15 protein-coding genes are annotated in these 20,280 nt (G+C 50.5%); 7 read left to right on the top strand and 8 right to left on the bottom strand.

The features are described from left to right. The first annotated feature begins 473 nt into the window (after positions 1 to 473). On the top strand, positions 474 to 1,781 hold the full coding sequence (gene ltrA / locus P6910_RS05565; RefSeq protein WP_317145294.1) for a group II intron reverse transcriptase/maturase: 1,308 nt from the start codon (positions 474 to 476) through the stop codon (positions 1,779 to 1,781). Between the two features lie 288 nt (positions 1,782 to 2,069). Here ltrA and P6910_RS05570 read toward each other — a convergent pair whose 3' ends face one another. Beyond that, on the bottom strand, positions 2,070 to 2,249 hold the full coding sequence (locus tag P6910_RS05570) for a hypothetical protein (RefSeq protein WP_317145295.1): 180 nt from the start codon (positions 2,247 to 2,249) through the stop codon (positions 2,070 to 2,072). Between P6910_RS05570 and P6910_RS05575 the strand changes: the two genes are divergently transcribed. The 6 genes from P6910_RS05575 to P6910_RS05600 are packed head-to-tail and all read left to right on the top strand — an operon-like array spanning position 2,236 to position 4,059. Continuing rightward, a complete protein-coding gene (locus P6910_RS05575; RefSeq protein ID WP_317145296.1) occupies positions 2,236 to 2,409 on the top strand; it encodes a hypothetical protein in 174 nt (57 codons plus the stop codon). The genes P6910_RS05570 and P6910_RS05575 overlap by 14 nt on opposite strands. 2 nt (positions 2,410 to 2,411) lie before the next feature. Beyond that, positions 2,412 to 2,609: a hypothetical protein gene (locus tag P6910_RS05580; RefSeq protein ID WP_317145297.1), complete on the top strand. Its 198-nt coding sequence runs from the start codon at positions 2,412 to 2,414 to the stop codon at positions 2,607 to 2,609. A 12-nt stretch (positions 2,610 to 2,621) separates the two neighbouring features. Next, on the top strand, positions 2,622 to 2,789 hold the full coding sequence (locus P6910_RS05585; RefSeq protein WP_317145298.1) for a hypothetical protein: 168 nt from the start codon (positions 2,622 to 2,624) through the stop codon (positions 2,787 to 2,789). Positions 2,790 to 2,791: 2 nt separating this feature from the next. Next, the gene (locus tag P6910_RS05590) at positions 2,792 to 2,989 is read left to right on the top strand and encodes a hypothetical protein (RefSeq protein WP_317145299.1); all 198 of its coding nucleotides are present in this window, start codon (positions 2,792 to 2,794) and stop codon (positions 2,987 to 2,989) included. After that, the gene (locus tag P6910_RS05595) at positions 2,958 to 3,857 is read left to right on the top strand and encodes a hypothetical protein (RefSeq protein ID WP_317145300.1); all 900 of its coding nucleotides are present in this window, start codon (positions 2,958 to 2,960) and stop codon (positions 3,855 to 3,857) included. Before P6910_RS05590 ends, P6910_RS05595 begins: the two co-directional genes overlap by 32 nt. Next, positions 3,802 to 4,059, top strand: coding sequence for a hypothetical protein (locus P6910_RS05600; protein WP_317145301.1), 258 nt, complete (start codon positions 3,802 to 3,804; stop codon positions 4,057 to 4,059). The genes P6910_RS05595 and P6910_RS05600 overlap by 56 nt, the downstream gene beginning before the upstream one ends. Positions 4,060 to 4,646: 587 nt before the next feature. On the opposite strand, the gene P6910_RS05605 is transcribed toward P6910_RS05600, so the two are convergent. The 7 genes from P6910_RS05605 to P6910_RS05635 all read right to left on the bottom strand — a co-directional run bounded on the left by P6910_RS05605 (position 4,647) and on the right by P6910_RS05635 (position 20,246). Beyond that, positions 4,647 to 5,246, bottom strand: a complete 600-nt coding sequence (locus P6910_RS05605; protein WP_317145302.1) for a hypothetical protein — start codon at positions 5,244 to 5,246, stop codon at positions 4,647 to 4,649. Positions 5,247 to 5,323: 77 nt separating this feature from the next. After that, positions 5,324 to 8,440: a hypothetical protein gene (locus P6910_RS05610; protein ID WP_317145303.1), complete on the bottom strand. Its 3,117-nt coding sequence runs from the start codon at positions 8,438 to 8,440 to the stop codon at positions 5,324 to 5,326. A gap of 129 nt (positions 8,441 to 8,569) precedes the next feature. Further along, positions 8,570 to 8,788 carry a DnaJ domain-containing protein gene (locus tag P6910_RS05615; RefSeq protein ID WP_317145304.1) on the bottom strand — a complete coding sequence of 73 codons (219 nt, stop codon included), beginning with the start codon at positions 8,786 to 8,788 and terminating at the stop codon, positions 8,570 to 8,572. After that, a complete protein-coding gene (locus tag P6910_RS05620; RefSeq protein ID WP_317145305.1) occupies positions 8,785 to 9,942 on the bottom strand; it encodes a hypothetical protein in 1,158 nt (385 codons plus the stop codon). The genes P6910_RS05615 and P6910_RS05620 overlap by 4 nt, the downstream gene beginning before the upstream one ends. Before the next feature lie 530 nt (positions 9,943 to 10,472). Further along, entirely contained in the window at positions 10,473 to 13,529 is a 3,057-nt protein-coding gene (locus tag P6910_RS05625; protein ID WP_317145306.1) for a hypothetical protein, read from the bottom strand. 401 nt (positions 13,530 to 13,930) lie between these two features. Further along, positions 13,931 to 17,029: a hypothetical protein gene (locus P6910_RS05630; RefSeq protein WP_317145307.1), complete on the bottom strand. Its 3,099-nt coding sequence runs from the start codon at positions 17,027 to 17,029 to the stop codon at positions 13,931 to 13,933. A 103-nt stretch (positions 17,030 to 17,132) separates the two neighbouring features. Continuing rightward, positions 17,133 to 20,246 carry a hypothetical protein gene (locus P6910_RS05635; RefSeq protein WP_317145308.1) on the bottom strand — a complete coding sequence of 1,038 codons (3,114 nt, stop codon included), beginning with the start codon at positions 20,244 to 20,246 and terminating at the stop codon, positions 17,133 to 17,135. Positions 20,247 to 20,280: the final 34 nt, after the last annotated feature.

Here is a 20,280-nt window from a genome sequence, read left to right on the forward strand (position 1 = left end):
TGGTCGGCAGCCGTGTACCGAGTCTTGCGTGGTAGAAGGTAACGACTACTGCGAAGCGTAGACAGGGTGATAACAGGCCGTAACGTCTGCTAAGGGATAATTAGCCCCGAAATTGAACGTGGTTGAAGTGGCTGACCTTCTTTCTCAATGGGGAAAGCGGAAGTCGGGAGCTCCGCTAATGACAAGGCATCCCGACTGCTTCCGGGGTTCGTACCCACGGCATGTTATCGAATGATTTTACGTGAACAAGGGAGATCCTGAACGTTCAGGCGGAGCCTGTAGGGTCCGACGAGCCTGTAAAGCAAGAACGACTTGATGACGTTCAGGAAGTCAGACCAGCTGATAGTACTCCGAGGCGGGGAGAGCCCGTCACATGGGGAAGCGGCTGGCGGTATTTGAGCCTTTCCAGGGAAACATGGGCTCCACATCTGAGGGAGTTACGGTCTTTTACGCAGTGAGAAGGTAAACCAGCCATGGCAACGGGACTGGAGAGGGTAGCAGCGAAAGCCCGGAGTTATCCGAAACTTCGCTTCACAAGTCTGGCACATCATATTACCCCGGCGAGCCTGTGTATGAATCTGAACAAGATTCCACACAACACATCGCCCGGAGTCGATGGGCTGACTGTCGAAGAGACAAAGAAAGACTTTAAGCGGTGGTTGCAACAGACACTGACGTCTATCCATCGGCAAGGCTACAAGGCACCGCCGGTCAAAAGGGCATGGATACCCAAGCCGGGGAAAAAGGAAAAGCGCCCTCTGGGTGTTCCCTGCATCAATGACCGGGCTTTGCAGCGAAGTGTTGCTGATGTGCTGAATGCTATTTATGAGCAGGACTTTTTGCCCTGTTCCATGGGTGGCAGGCCACGACTGGGAGCGCACCATGCCCTGTCCACTTTTAACGAGGTGGTTTCAGGCCGAAAGGTCAGCTGGGTGCTGGAAGCGGACTTGAAGAACTTCTTTGGGAGTCTTGACCATGGATGGCTGCTTCGTTTTGTGGAACACCGGGTCGGTGATCCCAGAATCCTGAACCTTATACGGCGCTGGTTGAAAGCCGGGGTGATGGAGGCCGGGGAGTTGCAAGAGTGTGAAGAAGGTACGCCTCAGGGTGGGCCGATCAGCGTAGTTCTGAGCAACCTGTACCTGCATTATGTGCTTGACCTCTGGTTCGAGTGCAAGGTCAAGCCCCGGCTAAAAGGCGAGGCATGGCTGATCAGGTATATTGATGACTTTGTGGTGTGTTTTCAGTATCGCAGTGATGCGGAGCGGTTCATGAATGTGCTGCCACAGCGACTGGAGAAATTTGCGTTGAAACTGGAGCCGGATAAAACCCGGTTAGTCAGGTTCGGACGTTTTGCCAGTCGTGGGGGAAGACGATCGGAAACGGTTTACTTCCTTGGCTTTACGCACTACTGCACAAGGAATCTGAAAGGAAACTTCATGGTGGGAAGGAGAACGGAAAAATCCCGCCTAAGACGCAGCATAGCCAAACTGAAGGAACTGCTGAGACGAATACGCCATGATCCGCTGCACGAACAAGTGACAGCGATCAATCGACGGTTGAGTGGGCATTATGCGTATTACGGTCTGGGAGGAAACTTCCGAAGTATGGAGAAGCTTTACCGGTTTGTTGACCGCTACTGGTACAAGATGCTGTGTAGCCGATGCCGGAAAGGCAAGATTCCATGGGAAAAGTACCATAACCTCAAGCAGCTTCTGCCGCTACAGAAACCGAGGATAATGCTGCCTTTTATGGCAATGAAATCCATGGCTGTGCTGTGAGTCAAATATCGAAGAGCCCGGTGCGGGAAATCCGCACGCCGGGATCTGAGGGGGTTGGAGCTACAATTGGTAGCTCCTTCTACCCGGTGAATAGCGAGCTATTTGACGAACAAAAGCGGATTTTCAGACCAATTTGATGCCGCCGCACGACTGCATGGATGCAGGAGCTAGAGCAACGCAGGAGCAGTTGCCGACGACTGCATGGATGCAGGAGCTAGAGCAACGCAGGAGCAGTTGCCGCGTAGGGCAGACTATTCTCGGCCAGGCATCCTGGCAGATGCCCCGAGGTTAAAGAGGCTGTCGCAAAACTCTCCCCAGCGTGGGAATGAGTTGACTCCAGTCATTCCCGGCTTTATTCCCGTCATCCCCGCGAAGGAGGCTGTCGCAAAACTCTTCATTCTCGTCATTCCCGCGAAGGCGGGTGTCACAAAACCCTCTCCAGCGAGGGAACGAGTTGACTCCCGTCATTCCCGGCTTCATTCTCGTCATTCCCGCGAAGGCGGGAATCCACACAGACTCACCACCAGAACCATACTGCCCGATGCCCCCTTGGCCTTGTCATCCCCGAGAAGGCAGAGATCCACCGTTGGCGCTGGATTCCCGCCTTCGCGGGAATGACGACCTCTGAGCATGGGAACAAGCTGTTGGAGTTTTGCGACACCCTCAGAGCGTGGGAACGAGTTGTTAGAGTTTTGCGACAGTCTCGAAGGCGGGAATCCACACAGACTCACCACCAGAACCATACTGCCCGGTGCCCCCCTGGCCTTGTCATCCCCGAGAAGGCAGAGATTCACCGTTGGCGCTGGATTCCCGCCTTCGCGGGAATGACGACCTCAGAGCATGGGAACGAGTTGTTGGGCTTTTGCGACAGCCTCGAAGGCGGGAATCCACACAGACTCACCACCAGAACCATACTGCCCGGTTCCCCCCTGGCCTTGTCATCCCCGAGAAGGCAGAGATCCACCGTTGGCGCTGGATTCCCGCCTTCGCGGGAATGACGACCTCTGAGCATGGGAACAAGCTGTTGGAGTTTTGCGACACCCTCAGAGCGTGGGAACGAGTTGTTAGAGTTTTGCGACAGTCTCGAAGGCGGGAATCCACACAGACTCACCACCAGAACCATACTGCCCGGTGCCCCCCTGGCCTTGTCATCCCCGAGAAGGCAGAGATTCACCGTTGGCGCTGGATTCCCGCCTTCGTGGGAATGACGACCTCAGAGCATGGGAACGAGTTGTTGGGCTTTTGCGACAGCCTCGAAGGCGGGAATCCACACAGACTCACCACCAGAACCATACTGCCCGATGCCCCCTTGGCCTTGTCATCCCCGAGAAGGCAGAGATCCACCGTTGGCGCTGGATTCCCGCCTTCGCGGGAATGACGACCTCTGAGCATGGGAACAAGCTGTTGGAGTTTTGCGACACCCTCAGAGCGTGGGAACGAGTTGTTAGAGTTTTGCGACAGTCTCGAAGGCGGGAATCCACACAGACTCACCACCAGAACCATACTGCCCGATGCCCCCTTGGCCTTGTCATCCCCGAGAAGGCAGAGATCCACCGTTGGCGCTGGATTCCCGCCTTCGCGGGAATGACGACCTCTGAGCATGGGAACAAGCTGTTGGAGTTTTGCGACACCCTCAGAGCGTGGGAACGAGTTGTTAGAGTTTTGCGACAGTCTCGAAGGCGGGAATCCACACAGACTCACCACCAGAACCATACTGCCCGATGCCCCCTTGGCCTTGTCATCCCCGAGAAGGCAGAGATCCACCGTTGGCGCTGGATTCCCGCCTTCGCGGGAATGACGACCTCTGAACATGGGAACAAGCTGTTGGAGTTTTGCGACACCCTCAGAGCGTGGGAACGAGTTGTTAGAGTTTTGCGACAGTCTCGAAGGCGGGAATCCACACAGACTCACCACCAGAACCATACTGCCCGATGCCCCCTTGGCCTTGTCATCCCCGAGAAGGCAGAGATCCACCGTTGGCGCTGGATTCCCGCCTTCGCGGGAATGACGACCTCAGAGCATGGGAACGAGTTGTTGGGCTTTTGCGACAGCCTCGAAGGCGGGAATCCACACTGACTCACCACCAGAACCATACTGCCCGGTGCCCCCCTGGCCTTGTCATCCCCGCGAAGGCAGAGATCCACCTTGGCGCTGGATTCCCGCCTTCGCGGGAATGACGACCTCAGAGCATCGGAACAAGCTGTTGGAGTTTTGCGACACCCTCGATCCAGCGTGGGAACGAGTTGTTGGAGTTCTGCGACAGTCCCTTAAACGGTGAGGATAAGTTCTCCAGAAGACTTGATCAGCATGCTCAAGAAGTCTACCAAGCAACGATTGCAGATCAGGCAGTAATTTTACTCTCAGATTATCCGGAGTTGCGTCAGACTCCGCCAGAAGCCGTCTCGTGGATGCGTTACGTTTATAGAGATAGAGGCATTGTGGATCAACCATGCCTAGCATCCATTTACCATACCTTTGTGGTACGGGCCCGATGGGCATCATTCCCCCAGGCAGGGCGAGGGTAAAGGGTCTTGGTACTCCTTTACCCGAAAAGTAATCTTCTTCTTTAGTCAATTCAATTCGCCGGAACGCCAGAAGCCCACTCTTAGCGGCCCGCAGTAGCTCTTGTCGCTCTGATTCCCTGGGGTGGCAGGGTAGTAGCTTGCTGGTTGATTCGCAGACTGTCCAGTGGCCGGAGGCAGTCACGGACTGGGTGTCAAAATTTGCTTGAGAAGGAGTGCACGGGCTGGCAGAGACACCCATTCCCTGGGCAACATTCATGGTTTTCCTCCGATCTTGCTATTCACCCTTTAAATCAGTGGTTGTCAACAGGCAATCCACGGGAATTTTTTTTAGGTGGCGTGGTTATTTCTGAACGTGCTTTACGATGATGGCGAGAGTTTTTTCTATTTTGTCAAAATGTTCGTCGTGCTGGTCAAAACGTTTGTCGTGCTGGTCAAAACGTTTGTCGAGCTGGTCAAAACGTTCGTCGTGCTGGTCAAAACGTTCGTCGTGCTGGTCAAAACGTTTGTCGAGCTGGTCAAAACGTTTGTCGTGCTGGTCAAAACGTTTGTCGTGCTGGTCAAAACGTTTGTCGTGCTGGTCAAAACGTTTGTCGTGCTGGTCAAAACGTTCGTCGTGCTGGTCAAAACGTTTGTCGTGCTGGTCAAAACGTTTGTCGTGCTGGTCAAAACGTTCGTCGTGCTGGTCAAAACGTTTGTCGAGCTGGTCAAAACGTTCGTCGTGCTGGTCAAAACGTTTGTCGTGCTGGTCAAAACGTTTGCGGTTCTCAGACTGGTAAGCCTCTATCTTGCGGTCTTGCCGTTCAAACATGAGCCGGGTCTCTCGCTGGTTTTCGAGCACAATCTTCTGTGTTTCCCCAGTAACCTCAATGAGCCGGTGTACAGCGTTATCCAGCGATTCAAAATGGGATTCAAGCCTCTCTACACGAAGTTCCAGTGACATAATGCGTACCATTATCATTTGTTGTAGGAGCAGTCAGCATAGCAGACATTGAGAGAGTGCACAGAGACACCTGACACTTACTTAAGGGGGGCTTTTGCCGTTCCTGAAGTGACTGGTTCGCTCTGAGCATCAGGCTTGAATATCTCCTTAGGCACCAGCATTTCCCGTTCTCTCGGGAAACCTTGGTTGGTCAAGAAGGGACGCTTCTCGCTGACCACGGCAATACCCCGCTGTTCCAGCACCTTTCGGGCTTCCTCCGAAGTCAGCGTGGTTTGCGTCAAGGTGCCCGGATTCATCCGAATACCTTCGCTCTTCAGCCGCTGCACCTCTTTCGCCAATGCTTTTTGTGTTGCCGGGCTCAGCAGCGACGGGTCATGTTCGTACTGCATCTTTTCCAGCAGCGTCATTCCGGCCGGAATCGTCACCTGCCTCAGATCATACCAGCTGTTATGAATACCTCGAGTGATCCCTTTTTTCTGATCCGCCTTGCAGGCTTGGTGACTGGGGTCTGAACAGACAATAATGCCGGCCTCCTGAGCCATTTTGCGGCGGACGTTGTTGTCAATAAACTGGTTCATTCTCTGCACTGGTTCAGTTGTCCATTCAAAGTTTTCAGAGATCTTTGAAGCATCGCTATTCAGACCGTAGACCCGGGTGTAGTTTTTTTTGCGCCGATCTTGAAGTTGCCCGGTTACCCGCGCCAGATCAGCCGCACCGTGCATGGCGGCTTCGAGATGACGTTGGAATTCAGTCCTGTCGTCAGGCTCGGCGGTAAAATCTCCAGTCAGCTGTGGTGGTATGTCAAGACGTGTAGCGTCAAAACCCTGAGTTCGAGTCGCTGTTAATCCGGGAAAATCAGCCCCAATCCCAGAACAACGGATAAAGTCCATTCGATCCGCAAAGCGTAATATGCGCAGATACCAGCGCACAGAGTCAGGCAGGTTCTGTTCATCCTTACCCTCGACATCGTTTTCCTTGCTGACCATTGCCAGCACTATATTCTCCAGCAGCTGTTTGGGGTAGTGCCCGGTCAGGTCGCGTTTGAAGTACTCGGCTGACCTTGTTTCTTCCGCTGATTTGTCAACATCTTCGGCAGCAGCGTCATGGTAGATAATCGCCAGAGACAGGAGTTCTTTTTCTTGTTTGCTCAGGGAACACTGTTGAAATTTCTTCAGCAATTCCATATACCAGTGCCCATTATTCCTGGCTCGCAGGACATGACTGCAACTGTGCAGGGGTTTCCACACGGCTGGGATGGTCTGTCTGCCAAGGCTCCGGACCACCCGTTCCGGTCCCGGACGGCGGTAATAATGCAGCAATACCTTTAGAATGGTTTTTTCATTATCGCCGACAGTATCTGGCAGGACCGGCGGCTTGCTGAAGGCGTCCACCACAAACTTTAATGCCGCCGGTGCCTGAGCTGTCAATGCTGTTGCCGATGGGCCAGAATCGACCTGATCGAGAGATTGTTGCAGGTCCCTGATGTCCCGCTCAGCCTGCCGGACATGCTCTGGCCAATTCTGGTACAGAGAATGTGTTGCTCGTTGATCCCACAGTTTTTTAAGCCATGTGATGTAATCATCCGCAGAAAAATCAGCAATAACTTTCTCACCTTCACGATATTCCTTTTGCAGACAGGATTGAAAAGATTTCAGAAAGTTTTTGTTCAGGGAAGCTCCGAAGGAAAACAGGGCTAGTAAGTGAGACTGGACGGTGTCGAGAGTGGCGCGGCAACGATCGTTCAAATCTTGTCGCAATATCTGTTCCAGAGCGTCCTGCCGTTGCTGTTGACTAAGCCTCTGGCAAATGCGGTCAAATTCAACAAGGGCTCCCGGACAGGCGGACAAAGATATCCTCCTGAGATGGAGCAGAGTCAGGAATTTAAATGGTCTAAAGGCTGCCAGCATACAATTCATAATGCCCGGTGGCATTGTATAAGAGAAAGAGTCGTCCATCCGTTCAATGAATTTCAAACACCACTCTTTCGGCAGACTTGCCCCACTTTGCAAAATCAGCCGAAACATTCGGTCGGCTGTTTCCTCCTGTTTCTGACTTTGCTCCTGATCCGTCTGTTCGTTTCTGAACATTTCCTGAGTCAGGAGCATATCAAGCAAAGATTTAAAATGTCCTTTCTGAAAAAAAGGCTGGTGAATTGCCAAGCCACTCTGTTTTAATTTCAGAAGTTCCTCGTAACTGTAATAACGAGGATTACTGACCAGTTTGATGGCCTGTTGTAACTTGTGACTGGCATCTGGGGAGACGGTTAATTCCGAACTCAGTGCCTCTGTCCGCAAAGACATTGGCAGTAGATTCAACATGGCTCTGAAATTTTCCGGGGCTATGCCCTGTGAAATCGCAAAATAATCCATAGAATCCTCATTCCTGGCCAGGTGTTTATTGTTCAGCTCATCATCAAAATAAACCTCAACAGAACCTGTGCGATAGCAATATATAACCAGAGGCAGGGATTTAATCTTCAATACCTTTTCACACTGACGCTTGTCCCCCAGGATCTCGGCAATATTTATCTGTGCATCTTTGTATGCACAGAAGCATTTGATGTCTTCTTTGTCATATTGGGTGAGCACCAGTTCCGGGTAGTCGAGAAAAGGGATGTCATTGTCGTATTTCAATTTTGGTAAACTGAACGTTCCATCCTCTTGCAGATGTCCCGAGGTAAAACGATGAGGATAAACTCTCCAGATGACCTGATTACCATGCTCAAGACGTCTATTGAGCGATGATTGCAGATCAGGCAGTAGTTTTGCTCGCAGTGTTTCCGGAGTGGCACTTGAATCTATCAGCAAACGTCCGGTATATCCATCAAATTTATAGACATACAGGCATTGTGGATCAACAATGCCTACCATCGATTTACCAAAATCTATTTTTGGAATGGGCTTAGTGGGCATCATTCCCCCCGGCAGGGCGAGTGTGAAGGGTCTTGGTGCCCGCTGACCCGAGAAGTAATCGTTTTCTTCAGTCAATCTGATTCGCCGAAACGCCAGGCGTCCAGTCTCAGCGGCCTGCAGTAACTCTTGTCGCTCAGATTCCCTGGAAGGACCGGGTAGCAGCCTTCTGGTCGATTCGCAGACTGTCCATTGGCCAGAGGCCGTTACCGACTGGGTGTCAGACTTTGATTGCGTGGGAGGGTAAAGGTTTGCAGAGGTTCCCGTTCCCTGGGCAACATTCATGGTAATACTCCTGTAAAATTATTACTTACCCACTTTCCTGTGGGGGGCTACCTTTTTTTGGAGTCACTGGCTGGCGAAAAGTTCCATGATCGAGGCGGGAGAGTATGAATACACACCAAACTAGTACCTCTATAATTTTTCCATAAGTTCTTCACAAATAGGAAAAATTGTTTTAAATAATTCCTCTTTATCTTTTCCTGCTTTGTCTGGGTGTATTCTTAATACCAGCTTTTTATATTTTTTCCTGAACTCATCTCTGCCTGGTATTCCTTGTATTTTAAAATCGGATAAGTTGGGGTCAATTAATAGACGATTATACCTCTCAAGTAACTGAGCTATGTGAGTCATTTCAACAGATTCATAAGTTTTGTATGAGTTATCTGACCTTGACGAACGGCTATCAGATTCAGCCTCAGACTCTGAGGAATGACTGCGATCAGATCCATAACGAGTTTTTCCTGACGAAGGGCTATCAGCCTCAGACTCTGAGGAATGACTGCGATCAGATCCGTAACGAGTTTTTCCTGACGAAGGGCTATCGGCCTCAGAGTCAGACGCTGAGGAATAACTGCGATCAGATCCGTAACGAGTTTTTCCTGACGAAGGGCTATCGGCCTCAGAGTCAGACGCTGAGCAATAACTGCGATCAGATCCGTGACGAGTTTTTCCTGGCGAAGGGCTATCAGCCTCAGAGTCAGACGCTGAGCAATAACTGCGATTAGATCCGTAACGAATTTTTCTTGACGAAGGGCTATCAGCCTCAGAGTCAGACGCTGAGCAATAACTGCGATCAGATCCGTAACGAGTTTTTCTTGACGAAGGGCTATCAGCCTCAGAGTCAGACGCTGAGCAATAACTGCGATCAGATCCGTAACGAGTTTTTCTTGACGAAGGGCTATCAGCCTCAGAGTCAGACGCTGAGCAATAACTGCGATCAGATCCGTAACGAGTTTTTCTTGGCGAAGGGCTATCAGCCTCAGAGTCAGACGCTGAGCAATAACTGCGATCAGATCCGTAACGAGTTTTTCCTGACGAAGGGCTATCAGCCTCAGAATCAGACGCTGAGCAATAACTGCGATCAGATCCGTAACGAGTTTTTCTTGACGAAGGGCTATCAGCCTCAGAGTCAGACGCTGAGCAATAACTGCGATCAGATCCGTAACGAGTTTTTCTTGGCGAAGGGCTATCAGCCTCAGAGTCAGACGCTGAGCAATAACTGCGATCAGATCCGTAACGAGTTTTTCCTGACGAAGGGCTATCAGCCTCAGAGTCAGACGCTGAGCAATAACTGCGATCAGATCCGTAACGAGCTTTTCCTGACGAAGGGCTATCAGCCTCAGAATCAGACGCTGAGCAATAACTGCGATCAGATCCGTAACGAGCTTTTCCTGACGAAGGGCTATCAGCCTCAGAATCAGACTCTGAGCAATAACTGCGATCAGATCCGTAACGAGTTTTTCTTGGCGAAGGGCTATCAGCCTCAGAGTCAGACGCTGAGCCATGACTGCGACCAGATCCGTAAACAGTTTTTGTTGACGAACAGCTATAAGTCTCAGAGTCAGACTTTGCCGCTGACCAACGACCGTGATCAGACCCGTAAACAGTTTTTGTTGACGAACGGCTACCAGTCTCAGAGCAAGATGTTAACTCTGACAAACTGTAGCTTTCAGATTTGAAACCGGTCTTTTTTGACGAATGACTATCAGTTTCGGAACTCGATGAGATTATTCTTTCAGAAACCTTTGTCTGTTTTTGATGCCTTCCATACTTTTTTGGTATTTCCTTTTTTTTCTCCCTATTGTCAGGTTTATCTTCCCTTAACCGAAATGAGGAGCGTATACCGGCTTTGCTGCCAACATTATTCATGTTGAACTCCTGTTTATTAAATTACCCGGGACAGGCTCATTGCGAATGGCCTCAATAGTTAGAGTGATTAACTGGGAAAAAGTTCCGGCAAGGTCCTGTTGCCCGAAGCGGCATGGACTTCATAGCAAGATCAAAGGACTGTTCATGCCAACCTGCTGGCGTATTCTCAATCAGGCTTTGCTATCTTTTTTGGCACCAGCATTTTCCGTTTTCTCGGGAAGCCATCGTTGTTAAAGTAGGGACGCTTCTCGCTGACCACAACAATCCCCCGCTCCCTCAGCACTTTTTGGGCTTCTTCCGAATACAGCGTTTCCTGGGTCAAGGTGCCCGGATTCATCCGTATACCTTCGCTCTTCAGTCGCTGCACCTCTTGTGCTATGGCCTGTTGTGCTGTCTGGCTGAGCAGCGAAGGGTCATGTTCGTACTGCATCTTTTCCAGCAGCGTCATTGCGGCCGGAAGCTCTACCTGCCCCAGGTCATACCCGCTGTTATGAATACCATAAGTGATTCCTTTGTTTTGATCCGCCTTGCAGGCTTGGTGGTTGGGGTCTGAACAGACAATAATCCCGGCCTCCTGAGCGATTTTGCGCCGGACATTGTTGTCAATAAACTGGTCCATTCTCTTTACCGGCTCAGTGGTCCATTCAAAGTTTTCAGAGATCTTTGCGCCATTGTCGTCCAGACCGTAGACTTTGATGTAATCTTTTTTGCGCTGGTCTTGAAGTTGCCCGGTTACCCGCGCCAGATTGGCCGCACCGTGCATGGCGGCTTCCAGATGACGTTGGAATTCACTCTTGTTGAAAGACCAGGCGCTAAACTCACCGGTCAGTTGCGATGGTAAGTCAAGACGTGTAGCGTCAAAACCCAGAGTTCGAGTCACCGTTAATCCGGGAAAATCAGCCCCGACCCCGCAACCACGGATAACATCCATGCGATCTGCAAAGCGTAATATGCGCAGATACCAGCGCACAGCGTCAGGCAGGTTCTGCTCCTCTTTACCCTTAACATCGTTTTCCTTGCTGACTATCGCCATTGCCACATCGGCCACCAGCTTTTCAGGGTAGTGCCCAGCCAGGTCCCGTTTGAAATATTCAGCTGAACTTGATTCTTCCGCTGATTTGTCGACATCTTCGGCAGCCGCATCATGGTAGATAATCGCCAGCGACAGGAGTTCTTTTTCTTGTTCTTTCAGGGAACACTGCTGAAATTTCTCCAGCAATTCCATATACCAGTGTCCATTATTTCTGGACCGCAGGACATGACTGCAGCTGTGCAGGGGTTTCCACACGGTTGGCATGGTTTGCATGCCAAGGCTCTGGATTACCCGTTCCGGTCCCGGACGGCGATAATAATGCTGCAATACCTTCAGGATGGTTTTTTCATTATCGCCGACATTACCGGGCAGGACCGGCGCTTTGCTGAAGGCGTCCACCACAAACTTTAATGCCGCTGGTGTTTCGGTTGCCAATGGTGTTGCCAGGTTTTGAGAATCGCCCAGACCGAGAGATTGTTTCAGATCCCTGATGTCCTGCTGAGCCTGCCGGACATGCTTTGGCCAATTCTGGTAGAAAGGATAGGTTTCCCGTTTCTCCCATAGATTTCCAACCCATTCGACATAATCAGCCACGAGAAAATCATCAATGATATTCTCATCTTCTTCGCAATACACATACAGATAGGATTCAAGTTCATCCAGAACGTTTTTGTCCACGGAAGCCTGATAATGAAACAGGGCCAATAAGCTGAGCTGAATATGTTTGAGGGTTCGATTATCCAGAGTTACCACATAATTTAATACCCTTTCCAGGCAATCCTGCTGCTGCCGTTTACTGAGACCGCGACAGATACGGTCAAATTCAACGACGCATCCCGGACAGCCGGTCAAAGGGTACCACTTGAGATGTCTCAGGGTCAGGAACTCAAATGGAGCAGAGGCAGCCACAAAACAATCGAATATTCCAGCCGGGATTACAGGTACGTCGGGAGCCTCCATTTTCTTAATAAGATAAAAATACTCCTCCAGCCTCGCACCGCTGCGCAGAAGTAACTGACATAGGCGCCAGGCTTCGTCCTCCTGTTTCAGAGTCTGTTCGTGTTCTGGCTGCATGTTTCTGTACACTTCGGAACCCAGCAGCATGCCAAGTAAAGATTGAACTCTTCCTCCATGGAAAAAACACTGGTGAATTGGCAAGCCACTCTGTTTAAACTCCAGAAGCCTCTCATAACTGTAAAGAAAGGGATCACTTACCAGCTCAATGGCCTGTTGCAGTTTGTCTATGACATCCGGATCAGCTGAGACGGTTGCTTCCGAACTCAGTGCCTTTGCGCGCAAAGACATTGGCAGCAGATTCAACATGTCTCTGAAATGGTTTGGGGCCAAGCCCTGTGAAAGCGCAAAATCATTTAGAGAACGCTCATTCATGGTCAGGTACAGACTGTCCAGCTCATCAGCAAAATAGACCTGTACAGAACCTGTGCGGTGGCAATAAACAACCAGAGGCAAAGGTCCAACCTTCAATACCTTTTCACACTGGCGCTTGTCCTCCAGGATGTCGGAAATATTTATCTGTGCATCCTTGTATACGCAAAAGCATTTGATGTCTTTTTTACTGTATTTGTTGAGCAACAGTTCCGGGTAGTCAAGTGAGCGGGTGCCATCGTTGAGTTTCAATTTTGGTAAACTGAATGTCCCATCCGCCTGCAGATGGCCTGAGGTGAAACGATGAGGGTAAATTTTCCAAATGACCTGATTGCAACGCTCAAGACGTACATCGAGCAATGATTGCAAGTGAGGCAGTAGTTTTGCTATCAGTTCTTCCGGAGATGCGCCGTACTGGAGGTTTCTGGTCTCTGCATTACGTTTGTAGACATACAGGCATTGTGGATCAACAATGCCTACCATCCATTTGCCATAACGTTCTGGCAAAGGCTGGGTGGGCATCATTCTCCCTGGCAGGGCGAGGGTGAAGGGTCTTGGTGCCCCCTTAACTGAAAAGTAATTGTCTTCTTCAGTCAATCCAATTCGCCGAAACGCCAGGTGTCCACTTTCAGCGGCCAGCAATAGCTTTTGTCGCTCAGACTCTCTGGAAGGATCGGCTAGCAGCCTGCTGGTGGATTCGCAGACTGTCCATTGGCCAGAGGCCGTTACCGACTGGGTGTCAGACTTTGATTGCGGAGGCGGGTAAAGGCTTGCAGAGGCTCCTGTTCCTTGGGCTGCATCCATGGTAATACTCCTGTAAAATAAATTACTAACCCATTTCCATGAGGGTGTCGCAAAACTCTCTCAAGCGTGGGAACGAGTTGACTCCTGTCATTCCCGGCTTCATTCTCGTCATTCCCGGCTTCATTCTCGTCATTCCCGACTTCATTCTCGTCATTCCCGACTTCATTCTCGTCATTCCCGCGAAGGCGGGAATCCACACAGACTCACCACCAGAACCATACTGCCCGATGCCCCCTTGGCCTTGTCATCCCCGAGAAGGCAGAGATCCACCGTTGGCGCTGGATTCCCGCCTTCGCGGGAATGACGACCTCAGAGCATGGGAACAAGCTGTTGGAGTTTTGCGACAGCTTCCCATACGGGGTCTCCATTTTGTTGGAGTCACTGGCTGGCGAAAAGTTCCATCAGGTTCTTATACCATTCGTGCTATCGGTCACCCCTGCTGGTTTGCTCCGGGCATCAGGCTTTGGCATCTTCTTTGGCACCAGCATTTCCCATTCTTCCGGGTTGCCCTCGTTGTTGAAGTAGGGACGCTTATCGCTGACCACGGTAATACCCCGGTCTTCCAGCACTGACTGGGCTTTCGGCGAAAGCAGTGTTTCCCGCTTCATGGTGCCCGGATTCATTCGTATCCCTTCCCTTCTGAGCCGCTGCACCTCTTGTTCCAATGTTTGCTGAGTTGCCAGGCTCAGCAGCGACGGGTCATGTTCGTACTGCATCTTTTCCAGCAGCGTCATGCCGGCCGGAAGCTCTACCTGCCTCAGGTCATACCAGCTGTTATGAATACCATAAGTAATCCCTTTGTCCTGATCAGCCTTGCAGGCCTGGTGATCAGGATCTGAACAGACAATGATTCCGGCCTCCTGGGCTATTTTGCGGCGGACATTGTCGTCAATAAACTGGTTCATTCTCTTTACTGGCTCAGTGGTCCATTCGAAGTTTTCAGAGATTTTTGAGCCATTGCCAATCAGACCGTAGACTTTGGTGTAATCTTTGTTGCGCTGATCGTTAAGTCGCCCGGTTACCCGCGCCAGATCAGCCGCACCATGCATGGCGGCTTCCAGATGACGTTGGAATTCACTCTTGTTGTCAGGCTCGGAGGTAAACTCTTCAGTCAGCTGGGTTGGTAAGTCAAGACGTCCAGCGTCAAAACCCCAGGTTCGAGTCGCCGTTAATTGGGGAAAATCATCCCCAACCCCGCAACCACGGATAACGTCCATGCGATCCGCAAAGCGTAATATCCGCAGATACCAACGCACTGACACAGACAGGTTCTGCTCGTCTTTACCCTCAATATCGTTTTCCTTGCTGATCATTGCCTCGGCCATATCAGCCAGCAGCGCTTCAGGGTAGTGTCCAGCCAGGTCCCGTTTGAAATATTCAGCTGAACGGGTTTCTTCAGCTGATTTGTCGACATCTTCGGCAGCCGCATCATGGTAGATAATCGCCAGCGACAGGAGTTCTTTTTTGTCCGGGCGCAAGGAACACTGCTGAAATTTCTCCAGCAATTCCATATACCAGTGCCCATTATTTCTGGCCCGCAGGACATGACTGCAACTGTGCAGAGGTTTCCACACGGTTGGCAAGGTTTGTCTATAAAGGCTCCGGATCACCCGTTCTGGTCCCGGACGGCGGTAGTAATGCTGCAATACCTTCAGGATGGTTTTTTCATTATCGCCGACAAGATCAGGCAAGACCGGCGATTTGCTGAACGCATCCTCGATAAACTTTAATTCCGATGGTGTTTCGATTGTCAATGAACTTGCCAATGGGCTGGATGGGCCAGAGTCGTTCAGGCTGAGAGATTGTTTCAGATCCTTGATCTCCTTCTCAGCCTGCTCCAGATGTTCCGGCCAATTCTGGAATAAAGGATAGGTGTTCCTCTCGTCCCAGAGTTTTTTAACCCACGGGATAAAATCAGCCACAGTAAAATTATCAGCAATCTTCATTCTGCGACCGCAATATTTGTCCAGAAATAGCTGATGGCAATCCAGAGTCATTTCGTCCAGGCAAGCACCGTAATGAAAGAGGGCTAGCAAGTGGGATTTGATGATGTCGAGGGGTGGAGGTTCAAAACTCACATCCAATACCTTCATCATACGTTGCTGTATTTGCACTTGACTGAGCCCCTGACAGATTCGGTTAAATTCAACGACGTTTCCCGGGCAACCGATTAAAGGTATTCTCTCGAGATGTTTCAGGGTCAGAAAATCAAATGGACCAAAGGCAGCCACGATATAATCCATTGCGCACGCCGATATGACCTCAGATGTGCGATCGCCCATTCTTTTAATGTAGGGAATGGTTATCTCCATCCCTGCCCCGCTCTGCAGAAGCAGATGAAGTAAGCGACGCGCTTCTTTTTCATGTTCCCGGGTTTCCTCATGCGCATCGTTTGTGCCCATTTCGGAAAACAGCAACAGTTCGAGCAAAGATATATACCGTTCTCCATAATTAAAACGCTTGTGAATGGGTAAGCCACTTTGTTTTAGTTCCAAAAGCTTCTCATAATTGTATGAACAGCGATCACTTACCAATTCGATGGCCTGTTGCAATTTGTGCATAAGATCAGGTGAGAAGGTTAATTTCGAACTCAGTGTCTTTGCCCGCAAAGACATTGGCAGCAGATTCAACAGGGCTCTGAAAGTGTCCGGGTATAGGTTGTTTGAGAACGCAAAATCATTCAGTGAGCGCTCATTCCCCGCCAGGTGCCTACTGTCCAGCTCATCTTCAAAATAGACCTGAACAGAACCTGTGCGGTGGCAATAAACAACCAGAGGCAAGGGGTCAAGCTTCAATACTTTTTCACACTGACGCTTGTCCCTGAGGATATCGGAGATATTTTTCTGTGCATCGTTATAAACACAGAAGCATTTGATGTCTTCTCTGCTGTAATGGGTGAGCACCAGTTCCGGGAAATCCTTTGAGCAGGTACATAGACCCGGTTTGAATTTTGGCAAACTGAACGTTCCGTCTGCCTGCAGATGTCCCGAGGTGAAACGAGGATAAACTCTCCAGATGACTTGTTCGCCACGCTCAAGACGTCTATCGAGGGCAGATTGTAGATCAGGCAGTAGTTTTACGTGCAGATCTTCCGGACTATAGCCAGGCTCCAGCAGCCTGCCGGTCACTGCGTTACGTTTGTAGACATACAGGCATTGTGGATTAACAATGCCTACCATCCATTCGCCACGATCTTCTGGTACGCGCTGGGTGGGCATCATTGCCCCCGGCAGGGCGAGGGTGCAGGGCCTCGGTGCCCTCTTGGCAGAAAGGTATTTTTCTTCTCTGGACGACGTAATTCGCCGAAGCGCCAGACGTCCGCTGTCAGCGGCCAGCAGTAGCCCCTGTCGCACAGATTCCCTGGAAGGAGGGGTTAGCAGCTTGCTGTTCGATTTGCAGACTGTCCATTGGCCAGAGGCCGTTACCGGCTGGGTGTCAGACTGTGATTGAGCGGACGGGTAAAGGTTTGCAGAGGTTCCCGTTCCCTGGGCAACATTCATGATAATACTCCTGTAAAACTTATTACCTTCCCCACTTCCCTGGGGGGGGGGCTACCTTTTTTCTTCCTTTTTCTTTAGAACCACTGGCTGGCGAAAAGTTCCGTTAGGTTCTTTTACCATTCCTGCTATCGGCCACCTCTGTTGGTTTGCTCTGGGCATCAGGCTTCGCTATCTTCTTCGGCACCAGCATTTCCAGTCCTTTTGAGTCGTCCTCGTTGTTGAAGTAGGGACGCTTCTCGCCGACCACTTTAATGCCCCGGTCTTCGAGCACTGACTGGGCTTTCGGCGAAAGCAGTGTTTCCTGCGTCAAGGTGCCCGGATTCATCCGTATCCCTTCCCTTCTGAGCCGCTGCACCTCTTGTTCCAATGCTTGCTGAGTTGCCGGGCTCAGCAGCGACGGGTCATGTTCGTATTGCATTTTTTCCAGCAGCGTCATGCCGGCCGGAAGCTCTACCTGCCTCAGGTCATACCAGCTGTTATGAATACCATAAGTAATCCCTTTGTCCTGATCAGCCTTGCAGGCCCGGTGGTCAGGATCTGAACAGACAATGATTCCGGCCTCCCGAGCTATTTTGCGGCGGACATTGTCGTCAATAAACTGGTTCATTCTCTTGACTGGCTCAGTGGTCCACTCGAAGTTTCCAGAGATTTTTGAGCCATTGCCAATCAGACCGTAGACTTTGCTGTAATCTTTGTTGCGCTGATCGTTAAGTCGCCCGGTGACCCGCGCCAGATCAGCCGCACCATGCATGGCGGCTTCCAGATGACGTTGGAATTCACTCTTGTTGTCAGGCTCGGAGGTAAACTCTTCAGTCAGCTGCACTGGTAAGTCAAGACGTCCAGCGTTAAAACCCCGGGTTGGAGTCGCCGTTAATCCGGGAAAATCAGCCCCAACCCCGCAACCACGGATAACGTCCGTGCGATCCGCAAAGCGTAATATGCGCAGATACCAACGCACGGACTCAGACAGGTACTGCTCGTCTTTACCCTGAACATCGTTTTCCTTGCTGATCATTGCCTCGGCCATATCAGCCAGCAGCGCTTCAGGGTAGTATCCGGCCAGGTCCCGTTTGAAATATTCAGCTGAACGGGTTTCTTCAGCTGATTTGTCGACATCTTCGGCAGCCGCATCATGGTAGATAATTGCCAGCGACAGGAGTTCTTTTTCGTCCTGGCGCAAGGAGCATTGCTGAAATTTCTCCAGCAATTCCATATACCAGTGCCCATTATTCCTGGCCCGCAGGACATGACTGCAACTGTGCAGTGGCTTCCACAGCGTTGGCAAGGTTGGTTTGCGCAGGCTCCTGATCACCCGCTCTGGTCCCGGACGGCGGTAGTAATGCTGCAATACCTTCAGGATGGTTTCTTCATTATCGCCGACAAGATCAGGCAAGACCGGCGCTGTGCTGAATGCATCCTCGATAAACTTTAATGGCGATGGGCCAGAGTCGTTCAGGCTGAGAGATTTTTTCAGATCCTTGATCTCTTTCTCAGCCTGCTCCAGATGTTCTGGCCAATTCTGGAATAAAGGGTAGGTGTTCCTTTCGTCCCAGAGTGCTTTAACCCATGGGATAAAATCAGCCACGGTAAAATTATCAGCAATCTTCATAGTGCGACGGCAATAATGGTCCAGAAATGCTATAAGAGAATCCAGATTCACTTCGTCCAGGCGAGCACCGTAATGAAAGAGGGCCAGCAAGTGGGATTTGATCATGTCGAGGGGTGGAGGTTCAAAACTCACATCCAATACCTCTATCATACGATGCTGTATTTGCTCTTGACTGAGCCCCTGACAGATTCGGTTAAATTCAACGACGTTTCCCGGGCAACCGATTAAAGGTATTCTCTCGAGATGTTTCAGGGTCATAAAATCAAATGGATCAAAGGCAGCCACGATATAATTCATTACATTCGCTGGTATTACCTCAGATGTGCAATCGTCCATGTCTTTAATGAAGGGAATGGCTTCGTCTAGCTTTGCCCCACTCTGCAGAAGCAGTTGCAGTAAGCGACAGGCTTCTTTTTCATGTTCCCGGGTTTGCTCATGCTCTGGCTCATTGTTTCTGCCGATTTCGGAAAGCAGCAACAGGTCAAGCAAAGATACAGACCGTCCTTCATAAATAAAATGCTTGTGAATGGGTAAGCCACTTTGTTTTAGTTCCAGAAGCTTCTCATAACTGTATGAACAGGGATCACTCACCAATTCGATGGCCTGTTGCAATTTGTGCATAGATGAGAAGGTTAATTTCGAACTCAGTGTCTTTGCCCGCAAAGACACTGGCAGCAGATTCAACAGGGCTCTGAAAGTATCCGGGTATAACTGGTGTGAGACCGCAAAATCATTCAGTGAACGCTCATTCCCGGTCAGGTGCATAGTGTCCAGCTCATCTTCAAAATAGACTTGAACAGAACCTGTGCGGTGGCAATAAACAACCAGAGGCAAGGGGTCAAGCTCCAATACCTCTTCACACTGACGCTTGTCCCTGAGGATATCGGAAATATTTTTCTGTGCGTCGTTATAAACACAGAAGCATTTGATGTCTTCTCTTCTGTAGTGGGTGAGCACCAGTTCCGGGAAATCCTTTGAGCGGGTGCATTGACCCGGTTTGAATTTTGGCAAACTGAACGTTCCATCTGCTTGCAGATGTCCCGAGGTGAAACGGGGATAAACTCTCCAGATGACCTGTTCGCCACGCTCAAAACGTCTATCAAGGGCAGATTGCAGATCAGGCAGGAGTTTTACCTTCAGTCCTTCCGGAGTAAAGCCAGGCTCCAGCAGCCTGCTGGTCCATGCGTTACGTTTGTAGACGTACAGGCATTGTGGATCAACAATGCCTACCATCCATTCGCCATGACTTTCTGACACGCGCTCGGTGGGCATCATTGCCCCCGGCAGGGCAAGGGTGCAGGGCCTTGGTGCTCTCTTGCCAGAAAGGTATTCTTCTTCTTTAAATAAATCAATTCGCCGAAGCCCCAGACGTCCGCTCTCAGCGGCCAGCAGTAGCTTTTGTCGCTCAGACTCCCTGGAAGGACTGGGCAGCAGCTTGCTGGTTGACTTGCAGACTTTCCACTGGCCAGAGGCTGTTGCTGACTGGGTGTCAAAATCTTCTGACTGGGTGTCAAAATCTTCAAAATCTGGTTCTGATTGAGTGTCAGAATCTGGTTGATTTAGATAGCTAAGGTACGAACAGCTTCCCACTCCCTGAGTTACATTCATGGTTATAGCCCTTTAAAAGTTATTATTTACCCAC

It is taken from the genome of Endozoicomonas sp. 8E (assembly GCF_032883915.1).
Taxonomy (GTDB): domain Bacteria; phylum Pseudomonadota; class Gammaproteobacteria; order Pseudomonadales; family Endozoicomonadaceae; genus Endozoicomonas_A.

What these genes read in the sequence shown, in the direction of transcription:
- P6910_RS05620 (WP_317145305.1), bottom strand. Translation starts at nt 9,942, where the DNA reads ATGGCTCAGCGTCTGACTCTGAGGCTGATAGCCCTTCGCCAAGAAAAA.
- P6910_RS05605 (WP_317145302.1), bottom strand. Translation starts at nt 5,246, where the DNA reads ATGTCACTGGAACTTCGTGTAGAGAGGCTTGAATCCCATTTTGAATCG.
- P6910_RS05585 (WP_317145298.1), top strand. Translation starts at nt 2,622, where the DNA reads ATGGGAACGAGTTGTTGGGCTTTTGCGACAGCCTCGAAGGCGGGAATC.
- P6910_RS05630 (WP_317145307.1), bottom strand. Translation starts at nt 17,029, where the DNA reads ATGAATGTTGCCCAGGGAACGGGAACCTCTGCAAACCTTTACCCGTCC.
- P6910_RS05590 (WP_317145299.1), top strand. Translation starts at nt 2,792, where the DNA reads ATGGGAACAAGCTGTTGGAGTTTTGCGACACCCTCAGAGCGTGGGAAC.
- P6910_RS05600 (WP_317145301.1), top strand. Translation starts at nt 3,802, where the DNA reads ATGGGAACGAGTTGTTGGGCTTTTGCGACAGCCTCGAAGGCGGGAATC.
- P6910_RS05615 (WP_317145304.1), bottom strand. Translation starts at nt 8,788, where the DNA reads ATGACTCACATAGCTCAGTTACTTGAGAGGTATAATCGTCTATTAATT.
- P6910_RS05570 (WP_317145295.1), bottom strand. Translation starts at nt 2,249, where the DNA reads ATGACGGGAGTCAACTCGTTCCCTCGCTGGAGAGGGTTTTGTGACACC.
- P6910_RS05610 (WP_317145303.1), bottom strand. Translation starts at nt 8,440, where the DNA reads ATGAATGTTGCCCAGGGAACGGGAACCTCTGCAAACCTTTACCCTCCC.
- P6910_RS05635 (WP_317145308.1), bottom strand. Translation starts at nt 20,246, where the DNA reads ATGAATGTAACTCAGGGAGTGGGAAGCTGTTCGTACCTTAGCTATCTA.
- ltrA (WP_317145294.1), top strand. Translation starts at nt 474, where the DNA reads ATGGCAACGGGACTGGAGAGGGTAGCAGCGAAAGCCCGGAGTTATCCG.
- P6910_RS05580 (WP_317145297.1), top strand. Translation starts at nt 2,412, where the DNA reads ATGGGAACAAGCTGTTGGAGTTTTGCGACACCCTCAGAGCGTGGGAAC.
- P6910_RS05625 (WP_317145306.1), bottom strand. Translation starts at nt 13,529, where the DNA reads ATGGATGCAGCCCAAGGAACAGGAGCCTCTGCAAGCCTTTACCCGCCT.